We start from the raw sequence: 20,274 nt of genomic DNA on the forward strand, positions 1-20,274 counted from the left end.
AAGCCGCGCCCCCCGGGCCCGCGTATGGCAGGCATACGCACGCCCGCCCTCGCCACCGCCGCCCTCACCTCCGTGGCCCTGCTCTCCCAGACGGCCAACGCCTCCCCCACAACGGACGACAAGCCGAGTCTCGAAGAGGTCCAGAAGAAGGTCGACGACCTGTACCACCAGGCGGAGTCGGCGACCGATAAGTACAACGCGGCCAAGGAGAAGACCGCCAAGCAGCGCAAGCAGGTCGACACCCTCCTGGACGACGTCGCCCAGCGCACCCAGAAGCTCAACGAGGCGCGGGAGGAACTCGGTTCCTTCGCCGCCGCCCAGTACCGCACCGGCGCCTCCGCGCCCAGCACCGCGACCTTCCTGCTCGCGGACTCCGCGCAGGACTACTTCGACCAGACGCAGTTGATGAGCCGTATGACCGACCGCCAGAAGGGCGCGGTCGACGACTACATCACCGAGCAGTCGGCGACGATGAAGAAGCGCCGGGAGGCCTCCCAGAGCCTCGAGACGCTCACCGAGTCGCAGACCGAGCTGAAGACGGCCAAGGCCACCGTCCAGAAGAAGCTCGCCGACGCACGCGAGCTCCTGTCGCAGTTGACGGCCGAGGAGAAGGCGCGGCTCGCCGCGATCGAGAAGCAGAAGCAGGAGGCGGCCGCGCGCAGGGCGGCGGAGCTCGCCAAGCAGCAGGCCGAACAGCAGGCCCAGCAGGAGGCCGCCGCACAGCAGGAGAGCAGCAGCTCGTCGAGCACGAGCACCTCCTCGTCCTCCTCGTCCACCTCCACTTCGGACTCCTCGTACGCCACCAAGGCCGAGAAGGCACTCGCCTTCGCCCGCGCGCAGATCGGCAAGCCGTACGTCTGGGGCGCGACGGGCCCCGACTCCTACGACTGTTCCGGCCTCACCCAGGCCGCCTGGAAGGCCGCGGGCGTCGACCTCCCGCGCACCACCTGGGACCAGGTGAACGCCGGCACCACCGTCTCCCTCGCCGACGCACAGCCCGGTGATCTCGTCTTCTTCTACGACGACATCAGCCACGTCGGCATGTACATCGGCAACGGCATGATGATCCACGCCCCGAAGCCGGGCGCGTACGTGCGCGAGGAGTCCATCTACTACGACAGCGAGTCGGCGATCCACAGCGTGGTGCGGCCGGCCTGACGGCGAGCCTGCGGGAACGTGCGGGGAACGTGCGGGGAAACACGGGGGAGCACGCATGCTGCCCCGCGCCCGCGCGTATTTCCCCGCGCTCGCGCGCGTGCCCCGCTCGCAACGCGCGCAGAGCTCCCTAGCATCGGCCCCATGTCCGGCACCTCATCCCTCCGCGCCTGGTGGGCGCATCGTCCGCCGGCGGCCGGGGCCGCCGTGATGGCGACCGGCATCGTGTCGGTCGGCCTGCACCTGGCGGGACACGAGGTGCTGTCCCGGATCGCCCTCGGCGTGTCGTGCGTCGGCTGGCTGGCGCTGGCGGCGGACTTCGTCGTACGGCTGCTGCGGGACCGCGAGAGGTGGGCGGCCGAGGCCGGCACCCCGGTGTCGCTCACCGCCGTCGCCGCGACCGCCGTACTGGGCACCGGTTTCTCGGCGCTGGGCCGGCACACCCCCGCCGAGGCGCTGCTGGCACTGGCGGTCGTGCTCTGGCCGGTGCTGCTCGTCGACGTCGTACGGCACTGGCGGCGCCGTATGCCGGGGGCGGTCTTCCTCGGATGCGTGGCCACGCAGGCCCTCGCCGTTCTCGGTGCCACGCTCGCCCGGGCGGAGTCGGTGGCCTGGCTCGCGCACGCTGCGCTCGTGCTGTTCGGGCTCGGGCTCGTGCTCTACGCCGCCGCACTGGCCTGTTTCGACCTCCGGCAGATGACCGAAGGGCCGGGAGATCAGTGGGTGGCGTGCGGCGCGCTCGCCGTCTCGGCGCTGGCGGGGTCGCGGCTCGTCGCCGCGGACACCGCGAGCCTGTACCTGTGGAACGACGACGACCGGGGTGTCCTGCGCGCGGTGACCGTCGCGCTGCTGGTCCTGTGCCTGGCCTCGTACGTGGTGCTCCTCGCGGCCGAGGTGCTGTGGCCGCGGCCGCGCCACGACGTGCGCCGCTGGGCCACGGTGTTCCCGATGGGGATGACGGCGGCGGCGACGCTGTCCGTCGCCGCCGTCCTCGACGTCCCGTGGCTGAAGGGGCCCGGGCAGGTGCTGCTGTGGATCGCCGTGGCGGCGTGGCTGGCCGTCGCCGCGGGGGCGGTGCGGGAGGCCTACGCCGCCACCCGGGCCGCCGGGGCCGGGCTCACGTCCACAGCACGGCGATGAAGATGTTCGCGGTGGTCAGCAGGCCCACCAGGCCGAACAGGTTCTTGTCCACCTTCTCGTCGTCCCGCTTCACGTAGACGAGCCCGAGGATCACGATCAGCAGCGCCAGCTTCACGCCGATCTTGATGTTGTTGACCGGCTGGTCGTCCGCCTGGTTCAGGCCGACCAGGATGACGCCGGTGACCAGCATCGTCGCCGCGCCGTGCAGCATCGCGGGGACGAAGCGGGCGGTTCCCTGGCCCATCGCCTTCATCTGGGTGAGGAAGCCGCCGAGGAGCGCGGCGATGCCGACGATGTGGAGACCGACGAAGAGATGGATGAGTACGTCCATGGGGCCGGAGCCTAATCAGGGGCCCCGGTGCCGCCCGACACCGGGCCGACCCATAGCACCCCGTCATCCCCACGTGTCCCGGAATCGGCGCATCGGTCATCGCTCTGCGTGAAGGCGACGGCACCGGAACGGGATCACGGTCACATGCGGTCACCCCGCGATCCGCTCGGGCCACTTCCGCACATCGCGTTACCGGCTCGACACAGAGCGGCCTAGCGTCCTCCACCAGGTGACCGGCTCCCCACCGCCGCCCGGGCCAGGGGCGGCAGTCGGACACCACCGCCGAGAAGGTCCGGCGGCGGCCCGCTCCCCCTGTGCCGGCCGCCGCCGGACGCGTAAAACCACGAAAGGACGTGCAGTCCAGGTGGCAGCGCACCGCAAGCCCCGACAGCGCTCGCTCAGCGGAAGCCCGGCCCGTACGGCCGCCACGATCGCCCTCGCGGGCGCGGCGACCGCGACCGGCTTCGACGGCATCGGGCACGCCGAACCGAACCTGACACCGGCCCAGGTCAAGGCCAGGGTGGACAAGCTGTACCAGGAGGCGGAGGCCGCCACCGAGAAGTACAACGGCGCCAAGGAGAAGGCGGAGGCCGCCGAGCAGCGGCTGAGGACACTGCGGGACGAGGCGGCGCGCAAGGAGGAGCGGCTCAACTCGGCGCGGGAGGCGCTCGGTTCGATCGCGGCGGCGCAGTACCGCAGCGGCGGTGTCGACCCCGCGCTGCAGCTCGTGCTCGCAAACGACCCCGACCGGTATCTCGACGGCGCCGCCTTCGCGGAACGGGCGGGCGACCGGCAGGCCGGCGCCGTCGCGCGCGTACGCCAACAGCTGCGGGAGATCGAGCAGCTGCGCGGAGCCGCACGCATCGAGCTGACCTCGCTCAAGGCGCGGCAGGCGGAACTCAGCCGGCAGAAGAAAACGATCACCGGCAAGCTGGGCGCGGCGCGAGAGCTGCTGTCCCGGCTCAGCGCCGAGGAACGCGCGCGGTTGGGGGACACGTCGGGCCGCGCCTCCCGGGCCTCGACGGGCGCACGCGACAGCCTCCAGGGCGCCGGTGCCGCGACCGCCGGGGCACCCAACTCCCGTGCGGCGGCGGCCATCTCCTACGCCTACAGCAAGCTCGGCAGCCCCTACGTCTGGGGCGCCACCGGCCCGGACGCCTTCGACTGCTCGGGCCTCGTACAGGCCGCGTACCGCTCCGCGGGCATCTCCCTGCCGCGCACGACCTACGCCCAGATCGACGCCGGCCGCCGCGTCTCCCAGTCCGAACTGCTCCCGGGCGACCTGGTGTTCTTCTACTCCGCCATCAGCCACGTCGGCATCTACATCGGCAACGGACAGATGATCCACGCCCCCAACCCGTCCGCTCCGGTACGGGTGGCGCCGATCGACGAGATGCCGTTCGCGGGGGCGACGCGGGTGGTGTGAGACGGCGACCGTCGCCTCGGGTCACACCAGCCGTCGTGCCGTCGCCCACCGTGTCAGCTCGTGCCGGTTCGACAGCTGGAGCTTCCTCAGGACCGCCGAGACATGGGACTCGACCGTCTTCACGGAGATGAAGAGCTGCTTGGCGATCTCCTTGTACGCGTACCCTCGCGCGATCAGCCGCAGCACCTCCCGCTCGCGCTGAGTGAGGCGGTCGAGGTCCTCGTCGACGGGCGGCGCGTCCGTCGACGCGAAGGCGTCGAGGACGAAGCCGGCGAGACGCGGGGAGAAGACCGCGTCGCCCTCCTGGACGCGGAAGACGGAGTCGACCAGATCGGTGCCGGTGATCGTCTTGGTGACGTAGCCGCGTGCGCCGCCGCGGATGACGCCGATCACGTCCTCCGCCGCGTCCGAGACGGACAGGGCGAGGAAGCGCACCGGCTGCTCGGCGTCGGCCATCAACGCCGCGCATCGGCGCAGGACTTCGACACCGCCGCCGCCCGGGAGGTGGACGTCGAGAAGGACCACCTCGGGCCGGGTCGCGGTGATGACGGTGACGGCCTGGTCGACGTCCGCCGCCTCACCGACCACCTCGACGCCTGTCTGCTCGGTCTGGCCGATCTCGGCCTGTACGCCCGTACGGAACATGCGGTGGTCGTCGACGAGGACCACGCGCACGTGCCGCCTGCCCGCGCCGCTCGCGGACTCGGCCGTCTCCGCCGCTCCCGCCGTTCCGTTCTCCTCGGTCGGGTCGCTCATGACGTCTTCTCCGCCCTCTCCATCTCCAGCTCGACCTCCGTGCCGCCGCCCGGCACCGCCCGCAGCCGCGCCGTACCGCCGTTGCGCTCCATGCGGCCGATGATCGATTCTCTGACACCCATGCGGTCGGCGGGTATCGAGTCGAGGTCGAAGCCGGGGCCGCGGTCCCGGACGGACACGAAGACCGTCCTCCCCTCGACCTCGGCGTAGACCTGCACGGCGCCGCCCTCGCCACCGTACTTGGCTGCGTTCACCATCGCCTCGCGTGCGGCCTGCATCTGTGCGCCGATTCTCTCGTCGAGCGGGCAGTCGCCGACGACGACCACCTCTATGGGAACGCCGTGCTTGTCCTCGACCTCGGCGGCGTTGCGCCGTACCGCGTCGCCGAGGTTCGCCGGTTCGTCGGCCTCGTCCTTGCCGGTGCCCTCGGGCTTGTACAGCCAGGTGCGCAGGTCGCGTTCCTGGGCCCGGGCGAGGCGGCGCACCTCGTTGGCGTTCTCCGCGTTGCGCTGTATCAGGGTCAGGGTGTGCAGCACCGAGTCGTGGACGTGGGCGGCGACCTCCGCACGCTCCTGGGCCCGGATGCGCATCAGGCGCTCCTCGGAGAGGTCCTGGGTCATACGGACCAGGTACGGCCCGGCGAGGAGTGTTATGCCGACGAGGACCGCGAGCGCCGCCTGCAGGACCGAGCCGAGGTGGGCGGCGGAGCCCTGCAGGACGAAGACGCCGGAGACGCCGGCGGTGACGAGCAGGACGCCCGCGCCGGCGCGCAGGAGCGTGAGCGTACGGCGTCTGCGGCCGACCTCGACCCAGCGGGCCCGGCGGGCGTTGTCCGCCTGGCGCCAGACGAGGGCGACGCCCGCGGCGACGAGGACCGCGGGCAGGAGATAGGCCTTGGCTCCGGCGCCCAGGTTCACACTGCCGACGAAGACCATGGCCACGACGACCATCAGCAGCAGCGCGACGATCTGGCCCTTGTCCGGACGGCGGGCGACGAGTCTGCGGCGACCGTCGGGCGAGGTCTCGGTGGTGACGAGGGACGGCGGCCGCTGGCCGCCTACGCCACCGACGCCGAGCGGGACGAAGAACCAGAACGCCGCGTACAGCAGTGCGCCGAGGCCGTCCGCCATGAACAGGCCGACGAAGACGAGCCGCACCCAGATCACAGGCAGCCCGAGATGCCCGGCGAGGCCCCGCGCCACTCCGCCCAGCCAGCGTCCGTCGCTGCTGCGGTAGAGCTTGCGCGGCGGCCGCGGTTCGGCGATGGGCGCTGCTGCGGCTGCTTCCGGCATGCCATCGATGGTCACACGGTCGGCGGACCCGGGCATCAGGGTTGGCCCCGGAGACTCCCCTGATCTTCGAAGGGCGTGCGTGTCGAACACGTCCCCCGCGGCGGATCAGGGGAGATATCAGGGTCCGGCCAGGGTTGTTCCGACTGCCGCGGCGGCGGCGCGCCCGTCACCATGGACGCATGACGGATCACCAGCACGCCGCAGACGCCGTGCCCGGCGAGGGCACGACGTCCGATGCGCCGACCCCCGGGGCCGCGGGCAAGGAACCGCGCGCGCACGAGGGTGCGGCGCGGGTGAGCGGGGAAGCGGCGACGGCTGGGGCCGGGGGCACCACCGAAGCGCCGGATTCGGAAGCGGCGTCCGAGGCACCCCCCGGCCCCGAAGGCTCCGCCTCGGCCGAACCCAGACCCGAAGACTCCGTGGCCATCGACCCCCTCCGCCGGTTCCGGCGGAACCGGGAGTACAAGATGCTCGCCGGGGTGTGTGCGGGGCTGGGGCGGCAGTGCGACATGGACCCGGTGATCTTCCGGATCACGCTCGCCGTGCTCTCCGCGACCGGCGGGATCGGCCTCATCTTCTACGGCTTCGCCTGGCTCCTCGTGCCGTACGAGGACGAGGACGAGAACGAGTTGCGCAAGCTGTTCACCGGCCGGGTGGACGGGCAGGCGCTGGCGGCCGTGCTGTTCGCGCTGGTGGGGTGCGGGGTCTTCCTGACGATGCTGAGCAACGGCGGGGTACTGGCCTTCGCCGTCGTCCTCTCCCTCCTCCTGGCCGGCGCCGGGTACTGGTCGCAGCGGCGCGGCGCACCCGACCCCGATCCGCTGGCCGCGCAGGCCGTGGCCGACGCCCCGCCGGAGGCCCAGGCACCCCCGGTCCCCACGGCCTACCCCTCCTGGTGGCGCGAGCCGATCGTCAAGGACGGCACACATGTCGGGGGCACGGGCTACCTGTGGGGGCCCCGGGACTCCCGCGACCGCGACATCGCGGCGGCCGTCAACATCAGCCTGGGCACCCAGACGAACGGCCGCGAGGACATACGCACCCCCTATGTCCGGCCGCCCAAGCCGCGCGGCCCTCGCCGGATCGGCGGCTGGGTGTTCCTGCTCGCCCTGCTCGCGGGCTGCCTCGGCACCGGCCTGACCTGGGAGGAGCACCCGCTCGGCACCAGCCTGCAGACAGGTCTGGCCTGCGCACTCGCCGTCTTCGGCGTGGGCATCGCGGCCAGTGCCTTCCTGGGGAGAACGGGCGCGGGCTCGGTGTTCCTGGCGGTCGTCACGGCGGGCCTGCTGGCCGGCGCGGCCGCGCTGCCCAAGGACATCGGCACGGACTGGATACGCACGACCTGGCAGCCCACCGCGGTGGCGGCCGTGCAGCAGAAGTACGACCTCGGCACCGGCGAGGGCACCCTGGACCTCTCCCGGCTGCGGATGGCCAAGGGGCAGACGCTGTCCACCGAGGCCGAGGTGGGCGTGGGCCGGCTGCGGGTGATCGTGCCGCGGGACGTGACCGTGAAGTTGAGCATCGACGTGGGGCTGGGCGACATCCAGCTGCCGGGCGACGACGAGAAGGACGTGGATGTGGAGCCGGGCAAGTACAAGGAGGTGACCCTGCCGTCGGCCTCGGGCGCCAAGGACGCGGGCACGCTGAACCTCGAGCTGAAGGTCGGCATGGGACAGGCGGAGGTGAGCCGTGCTGCGTCATGAGTTCCAGCCCGGCAGGCTCGTCGCCGGGGCCTTCCTCACCCTCGCCGGCGTCATCTACGCAGGGGACGCGGGCGGCGCCTGGGAAACCCCGTGGTTCGTGGTGATCCCGGTCGTCATGGCCGGGCTCTTCCTGGCGGGAGCCGTGGGCGCGGTGGCCGGGGGCATACGCAGGCGTCGGCGGTCGCGGAGCCGTTCCCACACCGCCGACGCCCAGCCGAACACCCTGGGCTGACTGCCCGTTCTACCGATAACCCCCTGCCCCGCGCCGCTTCCGCAACGCCGCGTCCAGGGACAGGATCGGTGCGCCCGCGAGGACGAGGGGGAGCCAGGCCATGAGGTAGGCGAGGTCGTTGCCGTAGTAGTACGGGTCGGACGCCCAGCTCACGGTGAGCCACAGGCTGAGGGAGATCAGCGCGCCGCCGAGCGCGGCGATGCGGGCGAGCAGGCCGACGAGGGTGCCGATGCCGACGGCGACTTCGCCGATGGCGATGGCGTAGCCGAAGCCGACCGGGTTTTTGAGGGCCAGGTCGACCAGGGCCGGGATGGCCGAGGAGTCCCGCACGGCACGCATCGTCTCGCCGATCGAGCCGGCGCCGGACGACTTGAGGAAGGCGCCGTCGGTGAGCTTGTCGAGGCCGGCGTAGATGAAGGTGACGCCCAGGAAGACGCGGAGTGGAAGGAGGGCGTAACGGGTGGCGTTGTCGCGCCAGCTCCGGCCGCCGTCGAGATAGGGGGTGTGCGTGTCCGTACGCATGCCGTGAGTCATGGCTTCCAGCCGCCTCTCGCCGCCGTGACGTGACCCCTCACAAGACCATACGTACGAAAGGAGGGCTCCGCTCAATACGTTGGTCCACAAATGCCCCGGCAAACCCCGAGAGCGCCCGGACGGGTACATCCCCGCGGAGGAACTTCCTCAGTCCGTCACGTCGATCGCGTACCGGTTGGTCTCCGCGCCCGCCGCCGTGATCACCTGTACCTCCACCCGCCCGGGCTCCACGTCCGCCGGCACCGGCACCGTCAGCACGGCGTCCGTCGGGTTGCTGAAGCCGCCCGTCACCGGAACCAGCGGCACGTGCACGTTCACCGCGCCGATGCGGACCACCATCCGCGTCAGCCGGTCGGCGCTCTGGGCACCCAGTGGGACGAATCCGGCCCCGCGGATCTCGATGTCGTCGCCCGTGCGGACCGGCGCGTCGAGGTCACCGGCCTCGCGGGCGCGGACCACGGAGAGGATCACGGGGCGGCCGCCCTCGGCGTACTTTCCGGCCAGGTAGGTGGCCGCGGACACGAGGACGACCACCGCGAGTCCCCAGGGCAGGTCGGGCAGCTGGTCGGGGCGGCGGGCCAGCCGCACCGCCGCGAACGCCAGGGCGACGGCGCTGATCACGACGTACTGGATGTCGGCGAAGGTGCCACGGCCGGAGTCGTCCGTGAGCAGGTCGGCGGCCCTGGGCCGGTACGCCCGTACCTTCTGCAGCCGCTGCCCCAGCACGCGCAGCCCGACCACGCGCCGCACCAGTACGGCGATGCCGCACACCACCGCGAGCACGGTCACGGCACCGGCGCCGCGGGCGAGTTCGAGGCCCGAGATCAGCGCGTCGCGCTCACCGTGCTCGGAGGCGACCGCCAGTTGGCCGACCAGCACGAGCACGGCGTACGCCACGAACAGCACCCAGGCCGCGGCGACCGCACGGGACGTGGACAGGCGGTTGTCCTCGCCGATGACGGGGGCGAGTGCGCCGCCGCGGGCCCGGTGGAACCAGGACGCCGCCGTCAGCGCGCCGCCCACCAGCAGCGCGGCCAGCAGCCCGGCGGTGCGCGCGGCGCTCCATCCCGCGCCGATGGCCGTCAGTGACTGGACCAGCAGCAGGGCGACGACCGACGCCCCCACCACGATCGCCGTTCGGCCCCACAGCCGGGCCAGCCAGGCCTCGCCCTCGGCGCGGCCGCGTTCGGCGACGAGTTCCGCGGACTGGGTCAGCTCCTCCGACACCCACTGGCGGGAGGCGGAGGCCGAGTGGGCCACGGCGGCGGGCAGGCCCTGGCCGGCCGCGAACTCGTCCCGCTTCAGCAGAAATTCGGCCACCGCCCGCCGGTGGCCCTCACGTGCCCCGTGCGGGCAGTCCCCGCAGGTGCAGCCGCCCCCGTACGCGCCCGCTTCCGCACCTTGTCTCGCCTCCTGCACCGCCACGCCCGACGCCCGCCTTCCCCGCGCAACCGACGATCGGCGGCCGCTGCTGCCGGGGGCGCGACCGCCGGACAACTCCCCCGCGATGACAGCGAATTGTGCCCTACCCGACCCGGCCGGTGTCCGGCAGGTGTGGTCAGCGCGGGTGAGGGCGCCGACGGCGTGTTGACCCGGCTGCGAGAATTTCCGTATGGCCGAGATCATCCAGCGTGACGGGACCTGGGCCTTCGACGGCACAACGGTCAGAATCACGCCGGGACTCCACCGCTCCGTACCTCTGTTCCGGCAGACGTACGGGGAGATCACCGTGCCGCTCGAGGCCGTCGCCGGCATCGTCTACGAGCCCGAACGCAAGCGCGGACGGCTGCGCATCCGGCTGCGCGAGGGCGCCGACCCGCTGTTGCAGGCGACCGGCGGGCGGCTGCCGGACGCGGCCGATCCGTACCGGCTGACGGTGGACATGGACCGTTCGGGGGTCGCCGAGTACGTGGCCGAGGAGATCCGCCGTGCGCTGCTGCTCGACCAGATCCCCAAGGAGCCGACGAAGGCCTACCTCCTGCCCGGCCCGCCGGTCCCGGTCTCCGTGCGTTCCTCCGACGGCACGGTGTCCTTCGACGGCACCCAGGTCCGCATCGACTGGGCCGACACCTCGGACCGGGTCAAGCGGGCGACAGGCCCGCGGATCATCCATGTCGGTGATCTCGTGGAGGTGGAGTGGCTGCCCAACTCCGGCTACGAGGACGGCTTCCTGCGCTTCGTGACCCGCGAGACGGTGTTCTCCAAAGTGCCGCCCGAGAAGGACCCGTACGCCCTGGACCTGTGGGGCAGCGCCCGCCGCGACCTGCTCACCGCGCTCGTCGCCACCGCCGTCACCGCCCGCCTGCCGCACCCGTCGGCCCGGACCGGCGACGAGTACGCCGACCGGCCCCGGCTCGCGGCGGCCGTACCTCCCCCGGCCGACCATCACGACGTGCTGCTGCGGCGTCTGCGCGAGTTGGGCGAGCTGCACCGGGACGGGGTGCTCACGGACGAGGAGTTCGCGATGACCAAGGCGGTGGTGCTCCGGGGGTTCTGAACCCGGAGGTCAGGACAGCAGATCCGGCTCGCTGCGGCTGATGTCCTGCCACAGCGGCTGGTAGTTGATCCACGCGACCAGGTCGCCGCCGAGCTGCTCGCGGGTCGCCACCGCCGGCTTGTGGTCGATGAGGACGGGCCGGCCTGCGGCCTTCGCCGTCAGCTGCACCTGGCTGGAGCGTTCCATCGACAGGAACCACCAGGCCGCCGCGTCCACCGAGTCCCCCACCGTCAGCAGCCCGTGGTTGCGCAGCACGAGCGCCTTGCGCGAGCCGAGCGCCTCCGCGATGCGCCGGCCCTCCTCGGCGTCGACGGCGACACCGGTGTAGGCGGAGTACAGGGCGTGGTCCTCGTAGAACGCGCAGCTCTCCTGCGTGATCGGGTCCAGCAGTTCGCCGAGCGCCGCGAGCGCCCGCCCGTGCACGGAGTGGCAGTGGGCGACGGCGACGACGTCCGGTCGGGCGGCGTGGACCTGGGAGTGCACGGTGAAGGCGGCCTGGTTCACGTGGTAGCGGCCCTCGATCACCTGCCCGTCCGAGTTGGCCAGCACGAGGTCGCTCACGGTCACGTGCTTGAACGGCATCCCGAACGGATTGACCCAGAAGCAGTCGGTGAACTCGGGGTCGCGTGCGGTGATGTGCCCCGAGACGCCGTCCTCGAAGCCGAGCCGCCCGAAGATCCGCAGGGCTCCGGCCAGCCGTTCCTTGCGATGCCGCCGCTCGTCGTCGAGCGAGTCGTGCATCGGCGGCATGGCGAACTGCAGCCGGTCGGTGGGCAGGGGCAGCGGCCGCGTGGGTCCGGCTCCGGGCGTCCCGTGCATGTGTCCCTCCAGCACTGGGTTGCGTTACGGGGCGGAAGTTACCGTCGGTCAGCCCAAAAGGGCAGAGCAGTTTGCCGAGCTGTTTTGTGAAGATGGCGCACGCAACCATTCCGGGGGCTCGCGGGTCTGCCACGCGGAACCAGATGTTCCTCGTCAGTTTTCAGCCATCGCGTCACCGTGCCACCGCCACCCACCGGAGCCCGCCTTGAGCCCCATCAACCGCCACCTCAAGCCCCTCATGCGGCAGATCGCGACCCGGGACGTGATCGAAATCATCGGCCCCGGCGATCTGGAGACAGCCGGCGCGCTCGCGTACATCGCCGAGTGCTACGGCTTCCGGTACGCGGGCGTCCGCCGGGTCGGCCAGTACAAGGTCCTGCACATCCAGCTGATCCGCGACACCAGCACGGCGGCCCAGCAGCGTGCGGCGGCCAACCTGGCCGCGTTCCCGGACCCGGGCAAGGGCCGACCGGTGCCGGGGATGTACCTGGGCTCGCTGACGCCCGTGCCGGAAACACAGGCGGAGGTCGACCTGCTCACCACGCTCATCCGCTACGATCTCGTCCTCGCCGTCGGCAACCGCAAGCAGTTGCTCACCATCACCTGGGGCTCCGCGGCGCTGTTCCTGCTGATGGCCCCGCTGACCGGCCAGTACGCCATACTGCTCCCGCTCGCCGTCCTGCTCCCGGCGTTCCTGCTGGTCGCGCTGCGCGTCAACGCGGCCAAGCGAGCGAAGCTGGCACAGCGACTCACGGCCGCCGGCTGCACTCCGGTCCAGGACGAGGCCGGCCGGGAGAGGTACGTACGCCCGGTGCCGGATGCGGCCTGACGCCTGACCCGTCCTCGAAGCCGTACGGATACCCGACAGCTGATGTCGGGTATCGGCGCCACACTCGCCGTATGACAGCGAACTGGGCAACCTTCAGCGAGGCGGAACCCGAGCTGGCCGGCATCGTGGAGCAACGCTTCAGCGCCTTCACGCACCACGTCCTCGCGACGCTGCGCAAGGACGGCTCCCCGCGCACCACCGGCCTCGAGGTCCGTTTCCTGGACGGTGAGCTGTGGCTCGGCATGATGCCGGGCTCCCTCAAGGCGCTCGACCTGCTCCGCGACCCGCGCTTCGCGCTGCAGGCGAACCCGGGCGAGGGCACCGGGATGGGCGGCGGGGACGTGCGGATCAGCGGGCGGGCGATCGAGGTCGAGGACGGAAACGCGAAGGCCGGATACATGAAAGAGGTGGAACCGCCGCAGCCGTTCCACCTCTTCCGCACCGAGCTGACGGAGGTCGTACGGACCTACGTCGAGGACGACACGTATCTGGTCGTCCAGGTCTGGAAGCCCGGAGAGCCGGTGCGCACTCTCAAGCGGACGTGACCTTCGAAGAACGGGAGGGCTACTCCCACTCGATGGTGCCCGGGGGCTTGGAGGTCACGTCGAGGACGACGCGGTTGACGTCGCGGACCTCGTTCGTGATGCGGGTCGAGATGCGTGCGAGGACGTCGTACGGCAGTCGCGACCAGTCGGCCGTCATGGCGTCCTCGGACGAGACCGGGCGCAGGACGATCGGGTGGCCGTACGTCCGGCCGTCGCCCTGGACGCCGACGCTGCGGACGTCCGCGAGCAGGACCACCGGGCACTGCCAGATGTCGCGGTCGAGGCCGGCCGCCGTGAGCTCCTCGCGGGCGATGGCGTCGGCCTCGCGGAGCAGGTCGAGCCGCTCCTTGGTGACCTCGCCGACGATACGGATGCCCAGGCCGGGGCCGGGGAACGGCTGACGCTGGACGATCTCGTCGGGCAGGCCGAGCTCCTGGCCGACCATCCGGACCTCGTCCTTGAAGAGCTTGCGGAGCGGCTCGACCAGCTTGAACTCGAGGTCCTCCGGCAGCCCGCCGACGTTGTGGTGGGACTTGATGTTGGCGGTGCCGGTGCCGCCACCGGACTCGACCACGTCCGGGTAGAGCGTGCCCTGGACGAGGAACTCGACCGCGGGACCCTGGTCCGCGATGATCTCCGCCTGCGCCTGCTCGAAGACGCGGATGAACTCGCGCCCGATGATCTTCCGCTTCTCCTCGGGGTCGGAGACGCCCTGGAGCGCGGTGAGGAAGCGCTCCTCCGCGTCCACGACCTTCAGCTGCACGCCGGTCGCGGCCACGAAGTCCTTCTCGACCTGCTCGGTCTCGCCCTTGCGCATCAGGCCGTGGTCGACGTACACGCAGGTCAGCTGGGAGCCGATGGCCTTCTGGACGAGGGCGGCGGCGACGGCGGAGTCCACGCCGCCGGAGAGCCCGCAGATCGCGCGCTTGTCACCGACCTGCTCGCGGATGAGGGCGACCTGCTCCTCGATGACGTTGCCGGTGGTCCAGTCCGGGCTGAGCCCCGCGCCGCGGTAGAGGAAGTGCTCCAGGACCTGCTGGCCGTGCGTGGAGTGCATCACCTCGGGGTGGTACTGCACGCCGTACAGCTTCTTCTCGTCGTTCTCGAAGGCGGCGACCGGGACGACGTCCGTGGACGCCGTGACGGAGAAGCCCTCCGGGGCGGCGGAGCAGGCGTCGCCGTGCGACATCCACACGGCCTGCTCGGCCGGGGTGCCCTCGAAGAGGGTGGAGGACGAGCGGGAGACGTGCAGCTCCGTACGGCCGTACTCGCGGGCGCCGGTGTTGTCGACCGTGCCGCCGAGGGACTGCGCCATCAGCTGGAAGCCGTAGCACATGCCGAAGACGGGGACGCCGGCCTCGAAGATCTCGCGGTCGAGGCGGGGGGCGCCCTCCTCGTACACGGACGAGGGGCCGCCGGAGAGGATGATCGCCGCCGGGTTCTTGGCGAGCATCTCCGCGACCGGCATGGTGCTCGGCACGATCTCGCTGTAGACCCGGGCCTCGCGGACGCGACGGGCGATGAGCTGGGCGTACTGCGCGCCGAAGTCGACGACCAGGACGGTGTCGGGGGCGGCGGCAGCGGAAGTCGCTGATGACACGGGGTGCCTTCCGGCGGTTGGGCGGGTCCTTGTGCTAGCCGATTCTACCGAGGTGGCTGCGGGGCACGTCCCGCCCGCTGGGGGCCGCCGCCCACGACGGGCTGCGTGCGACAACCGTGTCTCACCATGCGAACGCTCTTGGCCCGCACCCTCGCGCCGGGCATACTGACTTCCATGCGTACGCCCACGACCTTCGTCTTTACCTATGGCACCTGGCCCGCCAGCTGCCATGGTCGTGCTGCTTGACGTACTGACAAGCGACTTCCCAGGCGCCCCGGGCCGACAAGGTCCGGGGCGCCTGGCGTTTGCGGACCTGTCGCTCCAGGGCACCGCATCCCACCCCTTGAGGAGCCCCCGACATGACCACCACCGCCGCGGAGAAGACCGGCGCGCACACCCCCGAGGCCGCCGACGTGATCACCGGCGCCCGTGAGCGCATCGACGCGCTCGACGACCGGATCATCGGCCTGATCCAGGAACGCGTGGCGGTCTCCGCCGTGATCCAGGAGGCCCGGATCTCCTCCGGCGGGCGACGGGTGAACCTGTCCCGGGAGATGGAGATCCTCGGCCACTACAGGGACGCCCTCGGCAAGCCCGGCACCGCCCTCGCCATGACGCTCCTCGAACTGTGCCGGGGTCGCATCTGAGTTCGGGCCCCCTCTCACCCGTACGGCGCGTGACCGCATCGCGAACCACTTCGTTGGTGCTGGTGTCCGTGCCAGCCAGGGGCGGGCCCGAAGGAACCACGCGTGGCTCGCTGGAGCGATGAGGCGCACGGACAGTGCTGTGCGTCGTGGGACCTCGCTCCAGGGAAGTGACCGGACGGCAGGGGACAGCAGCCCGGTCACCAAGAGAACGGTCGGCTCCGGGGACGCCCGGGGCCGACCGGCGGAAACTCCAAAAAGGCACAAGGCTGGGTCAGACGGTTGCGGAGGCCGCGTCCATCCACCACGATGCGTAGAACACCCCCAAGTCCCGCTGCAGACAACCGCCTTGCTCCGACGTTCGACCGCCAGAGGTCCAGACCAAGCGGGCGAGGGCCATACGAGACCAGCGGCGCAACCCCCCGGCGCCGCTTCGAGGCACCGGCGCTGCCCTGACGTCGGTGCTGACCGAAGAAGGGCCCCGCGGTTCCGTCCCGCGGGGCCCTTCGCTCTGCTCGGCTCAGACCCGGGACACCGCCCCGCACTCCTCCGAGCGGTCCTCGTCGAGTTCCTTGCTGCGGTCGTACGGGTCCGTGGTCGGGCCCGTCGGGGCCGCGCCCGTGGGTTCGGCGCTCGAGAACTCCGGGTGCAGAAAGCCGTCGTGGATGTCGCAGGCCGAGTTGCCGATGTTCTCGTCGTAGCGGGCGACCGCGATCCTGCCCGGGGTGACCTGGTACGTGGCCGGGTCGGAGAGTTCGATGTCGAGGACGCGGCGCACGATGGTGCGGGTGACCTCGGTCGAACCGTCGGCCCTGACGACCGGGTAGACGAAGGTGTAGTCCGCGTGCACGGCGACCGAGGCGTGGTCGCCGGCCTTGAACGTCATGCGGCCCCGCGTCTTGACGACATCACCGACGAGTCGGACATCCTCGGGGTTGAACCTGCTGAACATCGTCAGGGGGTCGTGCTCCTTGTCGGGCTTGCGGAGTGCCGTGTCCAGCAGGTCGCGCAGGTCCTTCTGCACGGGATCGATCACGCCGAGCGCGGCCGCGGGCCGTTCGCCGCGGAGCGTGGCAGGGTCGAGGTTCGCAGCCATCAGGAGCTTTCTGGTCTGCTGCAGCGCCTGCTCGACCTGAGCCTTGGACCGAGTGCCGACGGGGGTCGCCTTCGGCAGGACGATGCCGGCCTCGCCGTCGGCCCACCGCACGGCGGGCGACCCGGCGAACGGCTCGTCCAGGGTGGGCGTTTCGGGATCGACCGCGGAGGGCGGGGCGGTCGGAGCGGCGGTCTCCGCGGGCAGTGGGGACGCGGCGGCCGGGTTCGGATCGTCGCCCGTGCCGAAGGGGTCGCCGGGCAGCAGCGAGGGCTTCACGGCGACGACGGCCACGGCGACGGCGAGCGGCACGCCGAGGATCGCCCACCGGCGCCGACGACGGACCGCGCGTCCGCTGATCTCCTGCAGGTCCGGCCCGGTGCGCCAGCCCTCCGGCAGTTCACCCCGCGCCTCCTGCCGCCGCAGCCGCTCGGTGACCATGCGGGCCCGCGCGGACGGCTCCTTCGGCGCGGAGGCCCGGATGTCGCGCTCACTGTCCTTGACGAACTTCTCCCACACGTCATCGGGGATGGAGGAGCCGTCTCGCGAACTCGAACTCGGCTCCTCGGACGGTGTGTTGGCCACGGCGGCGGAGGGCCTCTCTGTGAGTGGTCGTCGGGCAGCAGAGCGTACGGCAGCCCCCACGCCAGCCGGGCGTGACCCAGGTCACATAAAAAACCTGTGAATGGGAGCGCAACCATTCACAGGTTTCACGGATCCAACCACCAGAACCAAGGGCCACACCCGCGCCCCACACGCGGCGCCCTCCACACTGGACTCCTTGAGGTTTTTCATGAAGCTTCGCCGCGCCATGGCCACTGCGGCCGCGACGGCTGCCATAGCCCCGCTGGCGCTGCTCTCGGCTCCGGCCGCGTTCGCGACGGACGACACGACCGCGACGCCGACCACCTCCGTGAGCGGGTCGCCCTCCGACAGCGCCTCGTCGTCCACGAGCGCCTCCGCCTCCGACAGTGCCTCGTCGTCGGCATCCTCGTCGGCCTCCGACAGCGCCTCGTCGTCCGCGAGCGCGTCCGCCTCCGCGTCCGACACCACCTCGCCCTCAGCGAGCGCCTCCACCACTGCCTCGCCCTCCGCGAGCGCCTCGGGCAAGCCGGGCGACGACTTCTGCGCGGACGAGGACAACGCCTCCATCGGGGTCAGCGACGACCTGCACAGCAGCCTTTCGGGCCTGCCGGAGAAGATCGTCGCCGGCAGCGGCTGGACCCGGTTCTCGTTCAACGTCTCCAACAGCGGCGACGGCGACATCAAGGACATCAAGCCCCTGATCGGTGTCGCCGCAGTCGGCTGGGACGAGGAGGACTACTCCGGCGAGATCAAGGTTCAGGTCTACAACAAGGCCTCGGGCACGTGGGAGACGCTCGCGGACGCCGCGGGCGAGGGGGCCACGTTCCCGGCGTTCTCCCTGGGCGCCGGCCAGTCCACCTCGTACAAGCTGCGGCTGAGCGTCAGCGGCAAGGTCCCGGACGCGATCGGCCTGACGGGCGGGTTCGCCCAGTACGCGGACGAGGACGGCTGCTGGCTCGCCGACGACCCGAACGGCTGGATCTACTTCTTCGACATCCTCGCCGCAGGGTCCGACGCCGGTAACCCGAACGACGCCAAGCCGCAGGGCGGCATGGGCGACCTGTCCGACGTGGGCAAGGTGGACGCCACCGGCAGCCTCGCCGAGACCGGCTCCAGCTCCGCTCTCCCGATCATCGGTCTCGTCGGCGGTGTCGCCGTCGTCGCCGGTGCGGGTGCGGTGTTCGTGGTGCGGCGGCGCAAGGGCGGCGCGGAGGCGTAAGGCGCCGCGCAACGCTTATCGCAAGGCAGCAGAGAGGGACCTGAGCTCGGAGGGGGGCACAGGTCCCTTTCTGCTGCCGTCACTTCTTCGGCGGCACCGACGGCATCCCCAGGAACGGCAACCGCAGCGCCCCGAACGCCTCCGCCGGAACCGCCGGCGACTTCGGCTCCACCGGCTGCAGGCGTGCGTACGCCGCGCCCTGGGCGGGTCGCGGGTCCTCCTCGCCCTTGTTCGGCCAGTACGACATCGCCCGCTCGGCCTGCGCCGTGATCGTCAGGGACGGATTCACGCCCAGGTTCGCCGAGACCGCCGCCCCGTCCACGACCGAGATGCCGGGGTGGCCGTAGAGGCGGTGGTACGGGTCGATGACGCCGGTGTCGCGGGAGTCGCCGATCGGGCAGCCGCCCAGGAAGTGGGCGGTGAGCGGGGTGCCCATCAACTCGCCCACGTTGGAGCCGGGGAAGCCGTTGATGTCCGCGGCGATCGCCGACGCCGCCTCCGACGCCGCCCTGATCTGCTTGGGGTTGGGGGCACCGTGGCCCTGCCTCGCCGTCAGCAGGCCCCTGCCCACGCCCGTCGGCTTCAGGTACGTCGTCAGGGAGTTGTCCAGCGACTGCATCACCAGGCCGATGATCGTGCGCTCCGACCAGCGGCGGTTGGAGAGGGAGCGCAGCACCAGCAGGGGGTGGCGGGCGGCGTGCGCCAGCCAGGCGGCCGCCCGGGAGCGGCCCTCCGCGTACGGGACCTGGAGGATCGACAGGCCGCCCATCGAGTTCGAGCCCTTGCCGTAGCGGACCGGCTCGATGTGGGTGTTCTCGTCCGGGTGGATGGACGACGTGATGGCGACTCCCCGCGTGAAGTCGACCTTCGGCTCGCCCGTCGCCCGGCGGTAGCGGCGGTTGTCCGTCTGCGCGCCGACCAGGGCCTCGGAGTTCGTACGGGTCAGTTCGCCCAGCTTGTCCGAGATGTAGGGCAGTTGGCCGCTCGCCTTCATCCGGTGGAGGAGGGTCTGCGTGCCGTACGTGCCCGCGGCCAGGACCACGCGGTGGGCCGTGAAGGTCCGTCCCTCGCCCTTGCGGCGGTTGTCCGTGGGGAGCGTCGCCACCGCGTAGCCGCCCCGCGAGTCGTCCGTGACCGACACGACCGTCGTCATCGGGTGCACCACCGCGCCGGCCTTCTCTGCGAGATGGAGGTAGTTCTCGTTGAGGGTGTTCTTCGCTCCGTGGCGGCAGCCCGTCATGCACTCGCCGCACTCCGTGCAGGCCTTGCGGGACGGGCCCGTGCCGCCGAAGTACGGGTCGGGCACCTGCTCGCCCGGCTTCGCCTTCGTCTCGCCGTCGGCGTCCTTCCCGTCCCCGAAGAAGACACCGACCGGCGCCATGTGGAACGTGTCCCCGACGCCCATACGCTCCGCCGCCGCCTTCAGGTGCACGTCGGAGGGGGTCGTCGTCGGGTTGAGCCGTACGCCGAGCATGCGCCGGGCCTGGTCGTAGTACGGCTTCAGCTCCTCCTGCCAGTCCGTGATGTCACGCCACTGCGGATCGTCGAAGAAGGGCTTCGGCGGTACGTAGAGGGTGTTGGCGTAGTTGAGGGAGCCGCCGCCCACACCGGCTCCCGCCAGCACCATCACGTTGCCCAGCAGGTGGATGCGCTGGATGCCGTACATGCCGAGCCTGGGGGCCCAGAGGTAGTTCTTCAGGTCCCAGGAGTTCTTGGGAAGCGTGGCGGGGGTGAAGCGGCGGCCCGCTTCCAGGACGCCCACGCGGTAGCCCTTCTCCGTGAGGCGCAGGGCGGTCACCGAGCCGCCGAAGCCCGATCCGACGACGATGACGTCGTAGTCGTAAGCGTCCTGGGGCACGTGTTCTCCTCGTCGA

19 protein-coding genes are annotated in these 20,274 nt (G+C 71.4%); 10 read left to right on the forward strand and 9 right to left on the reverse strand.

Going from position 1 to position 20,274, the window contains the following annotated elements; all coding sequences use genetic code 11:
- The first annotated feature begins 24 nt into the window (after positions 1-24).
- Together ABZO29_RS18235 and ABZO29_RS18240 are read left to right on the forward strand one after the other, a co-directional pair.
- Positions 25-1,158, forward strand: coding sequence for an NlpC/P60 family protein (locus ABZO29_RS18235; protein ID WP_367321266.1), 1,134 nt, complete (start codon positions 25-27; stop codon positions 1,156-1,158).
- Between the two features lie 141 nt (positions 1,159-1,299).
- Positions 1,300-2,295: a tellurite resistance/C4-dicarboxylate transporter family protein gene (locus tag ABZO29_RS18240; protein ID WP_367321267.1), complete on the forward strand. Its 996-nt coding sequence runs from the start codon at positions 1,300-1,302 to the stop codon at positions 2,293-2,295.
- Here ABZO29_RS18240 and ABZO29_RS18245 read toward each other — a convergent pair.
- Entirely contained in the window at positions 2,273-2,626 is a 354-nt protein-coding gene (locus ABZO29_RS18245; RefSeq protein ID WP_367321268.1) for a hypothetical protein, read from the reverse strand. The two genes, ABZO29_RS18240 and ABZO29_RS18245, sit on opposite strands and share 23 nt — an antisense overlap.
- A 364-nt stretch (positions 2,627-2,990) precedes the next feature.
- Here ABZO29_RS18245 and ABZO29_RS18250 point away from each other — a divergent pair, with 364 nt between their 5' ends.
- Positions 2,991-4,052, forward strand: a complete 1,062-nt coding sequence (locus tag ABZO29_RS18250) for an NlpC/P60 family protein (protein WP_367321269.1) — start codon at positions 2,991-2,993, stop codon at positions 4,050-4,052.
- Positions 4,053-4,073: 21 nt separating this feature from the next.
- Here the strand turns inward: ABZO29_RS18250 and ABZO29_RS18255 are convergent, their stop codons facing one another.
- Entirely contained in the window at positions 4,074-4,808 is a 735-nt protein-coding gene (locus tag ABZO29_RS18255) for a LuxR C-terminal-related transcriptional regulator (RefSeq protein ID WP_367321270.1), read from the reverse strand.
- On the reverse strand, positions 4,805-6,136 hold the full coding sequence (locus ABZO29_RS18260; RefSeq protein WP_367321271.1) for a PspC domain-containing protein: 1,332 nt from the start codon (positions 6,134-6,136) through the stop codon (positions 4,805-4,807). Before ABZO29_RS18260 ends, ABZO29_RS18255 begins: the two co-directional genes overlap by 4 nt.
- 143 nt (positions 6,137-6,279) lie before the next feature.
- Between ABZO29_RS18260 and ABZO29_RS18265 the strand changes: the two genes are divergently transcribed.
- Positions 6,280-7,803: a PspC domain-containing protein gene (locus tag ABZO29_RS18265; RefSeq protein ID WP_367321272.1), complete on the forward strand. Its 1,524-nt coding sequence runs from the start codon at positions 6,280-6,282 to the stop codon at positions 7,801-7,803.
- Positions 7,790-8,035: a hypothetical protein gene (locus tag ABZO29_RS18270; RefSeq protein WP_367321273.1), complete on the forward strand. Its 246-nt coding sequence runs from the start codon at positions 7,790-7,792 to the stop codon at positions 8,033-8,035. Before ABZO29_RS18265 ends, ABZO29_RS18270 begins: the two co-directional genes overlap by 14 nt.
- A 9-nt stretch (positions 8,036-8,044) precedes the next feature.
- Here the strand turns inward: ABZO29_RS18270 and ABZO29_RS18275 are convergent, their stop codons facing one another.
- Positions 8,045-8,569, reverse strand: coding sequence for a DoxX family protein (locus tag ABZO29_RS18275; RefSeq protein ID WP_367321274.1), 525 nt, complete (start codon positions 8,567-8,569; stop codon positions 8,045-8,047).
- A 147-nt stretch (positions 8,570-8,716) separates the two neighbouring features.
- Entirely contained in the window at positions 8,717-9,994 is a 1,278-nt protein-coding gene (locus tag ABZO29_RS18280; RefSeq protein ID WP_367321275.1) for a hypothetical protein, read from the reverse strand.
- Between the two features lie 187 nt (positions 9,995-10,181).
- Between ABZO29_RS18280 and ABZO29_RS18285 the strand changes: the two genes are divergently transcribed.
- Positions 10,182-11,066, forward strand: a complete 885-nt coding sequence (locus tag ABZO29_RS18285) for a DUF4429 domain-containing protein (protein ID WP_367321276.1) — start codon at positions 10,182-10,184, stop codon at positions 11,064-11,066.
- Between the two features lie 9 nt (positions 11,067-11,075).
- Here the strand turns inward: ABZO29_RS18285 and ABZO29_RS18290 are convergent, their stop codons facing one another.
- Positions 11,076-11,885, reverse strand: a complete 810-nt coding sequence (locus ABZO29_RS18290) for a class II aldolase/adducin family protein (RefSeq protein ID WP_367321277.1) — start codon at positions 11,883-11,885, stop codon at positions 11,076-11,078.
- 205 nt (positions 11,886-12,090) lie between these two features.
- On the opposite strand from ABZO29_RS18290, the gene ABZO29_RS18295 reads away from it, so the two are divergent.
- Both ABZO29_RS18295 and ABZO29_RS18300 read left to right on the forward strand, forming a co-directional pair.
- Entirely contained in the window at positions 12,091-12,714 is a 624-nt protein-coding gene (locus ABZO29_RS18295; RefSeq protein ID WP_367321278.1) for a hypothetical protein, read from the forward strand.
- 71 nt (positions 12,715-12,785) lie between these two features.
- Entirely contained in the window at positions 12,786-13,259 is a 474-nt protein-coding gene (locus ABZO29_RS18300; protein ID WP_367321279.1) for a pyridoxamine 5'-phosphate oxidase family protein, read from the forward strand.
- A gap of 19 nt (positions 13,260-13,278) precedes the next feature.
- Here the strand turns inward: ABZO29_RS18300 and guaA are convergent, their stop codons facing one another.
- Entirely contained in the window at positions 13,279-14,859 is a 1,581-nt protein-coding gene (gene guaA / locus ABZO29_RS18305) for a glutamine-hydrolyzing GMP synthase (protein ID WP_367321280.1), read from the reverse strand.
- 359 nt (positions 14,860-15,218) lie between these two features.
- On the opposite strand from guaA, the gene ABZO29_RS18310 reads away from it, so the two are divergent.
- A complete protein-coding gene (locus ABZO29_RS18310) occupies positions 15,219-15,506 on the forward strand; it encodes a chorismate mutase (protein WP_367321282.1) in 288 nt (95 codons plus the stop codon).
- Positions 15,507-16,023: 517 nt separating this feature from the next.
- On the opposite strand, the gene ABZO29_RS18315 is transcribed toward ABZO29_RS18310, so the two are convergent.
- Positions 16,024-17,181: a hypothetical protein gene (locus ABZO29_RS18315; protein WP_367321283.1), complete on the reverse strand. Its 1,158-nt coding sequence runs from the start codon at positions 17,179-17,181 to the stop codon at positions 16,024-16,026.
- Positions 17,182-17,389: 208 nt separating this feature from the next.
- On the opposite strand from ABZO29_RS18315, the gene ABZO29_RS18320 reads away from it, so the two are divergent.
- Positions 17,390-18,400, forward strand: coding sequence for an LAETG motif-containing sortase-dependent surface protein (locus ABZO29_RS18320; RefSeq protein WP_367321284.1), 1,011 nt, complete (start codon positions 17,390-17,392; stop codon positions 18,398-18,400).
- Positions 18,401-18,479: 79 nt separating this feature from the next.
- Here the strand turns inward: ABZO29_RS18320 and ABZO29_RS18325 are convergent, their stop codons facing one another.
- Positions 18,480-20,258: a GMC oxidoreductase gene (locus ABZO29_RS18325; RefSeq protein WP_367321285.1), complete on the reverse strand. Its 1,779-nt coding sequence runs from the start codon at positions 20,256-20,258 to the stop codon at positions 18,480-18,482.
- Between the last annotated feature and the right edge of the window lie 16 nt (positions 20,259-20,274).

The organism is Streptomyces sp. HUAS ZL42 (genome assembly GCF_040782645.1).
Classification (GTDB): Bacteria; Actinomycetota; Actinomycetes; order Streptomycetales; family Streptomycetaceae; genus Streptomyces.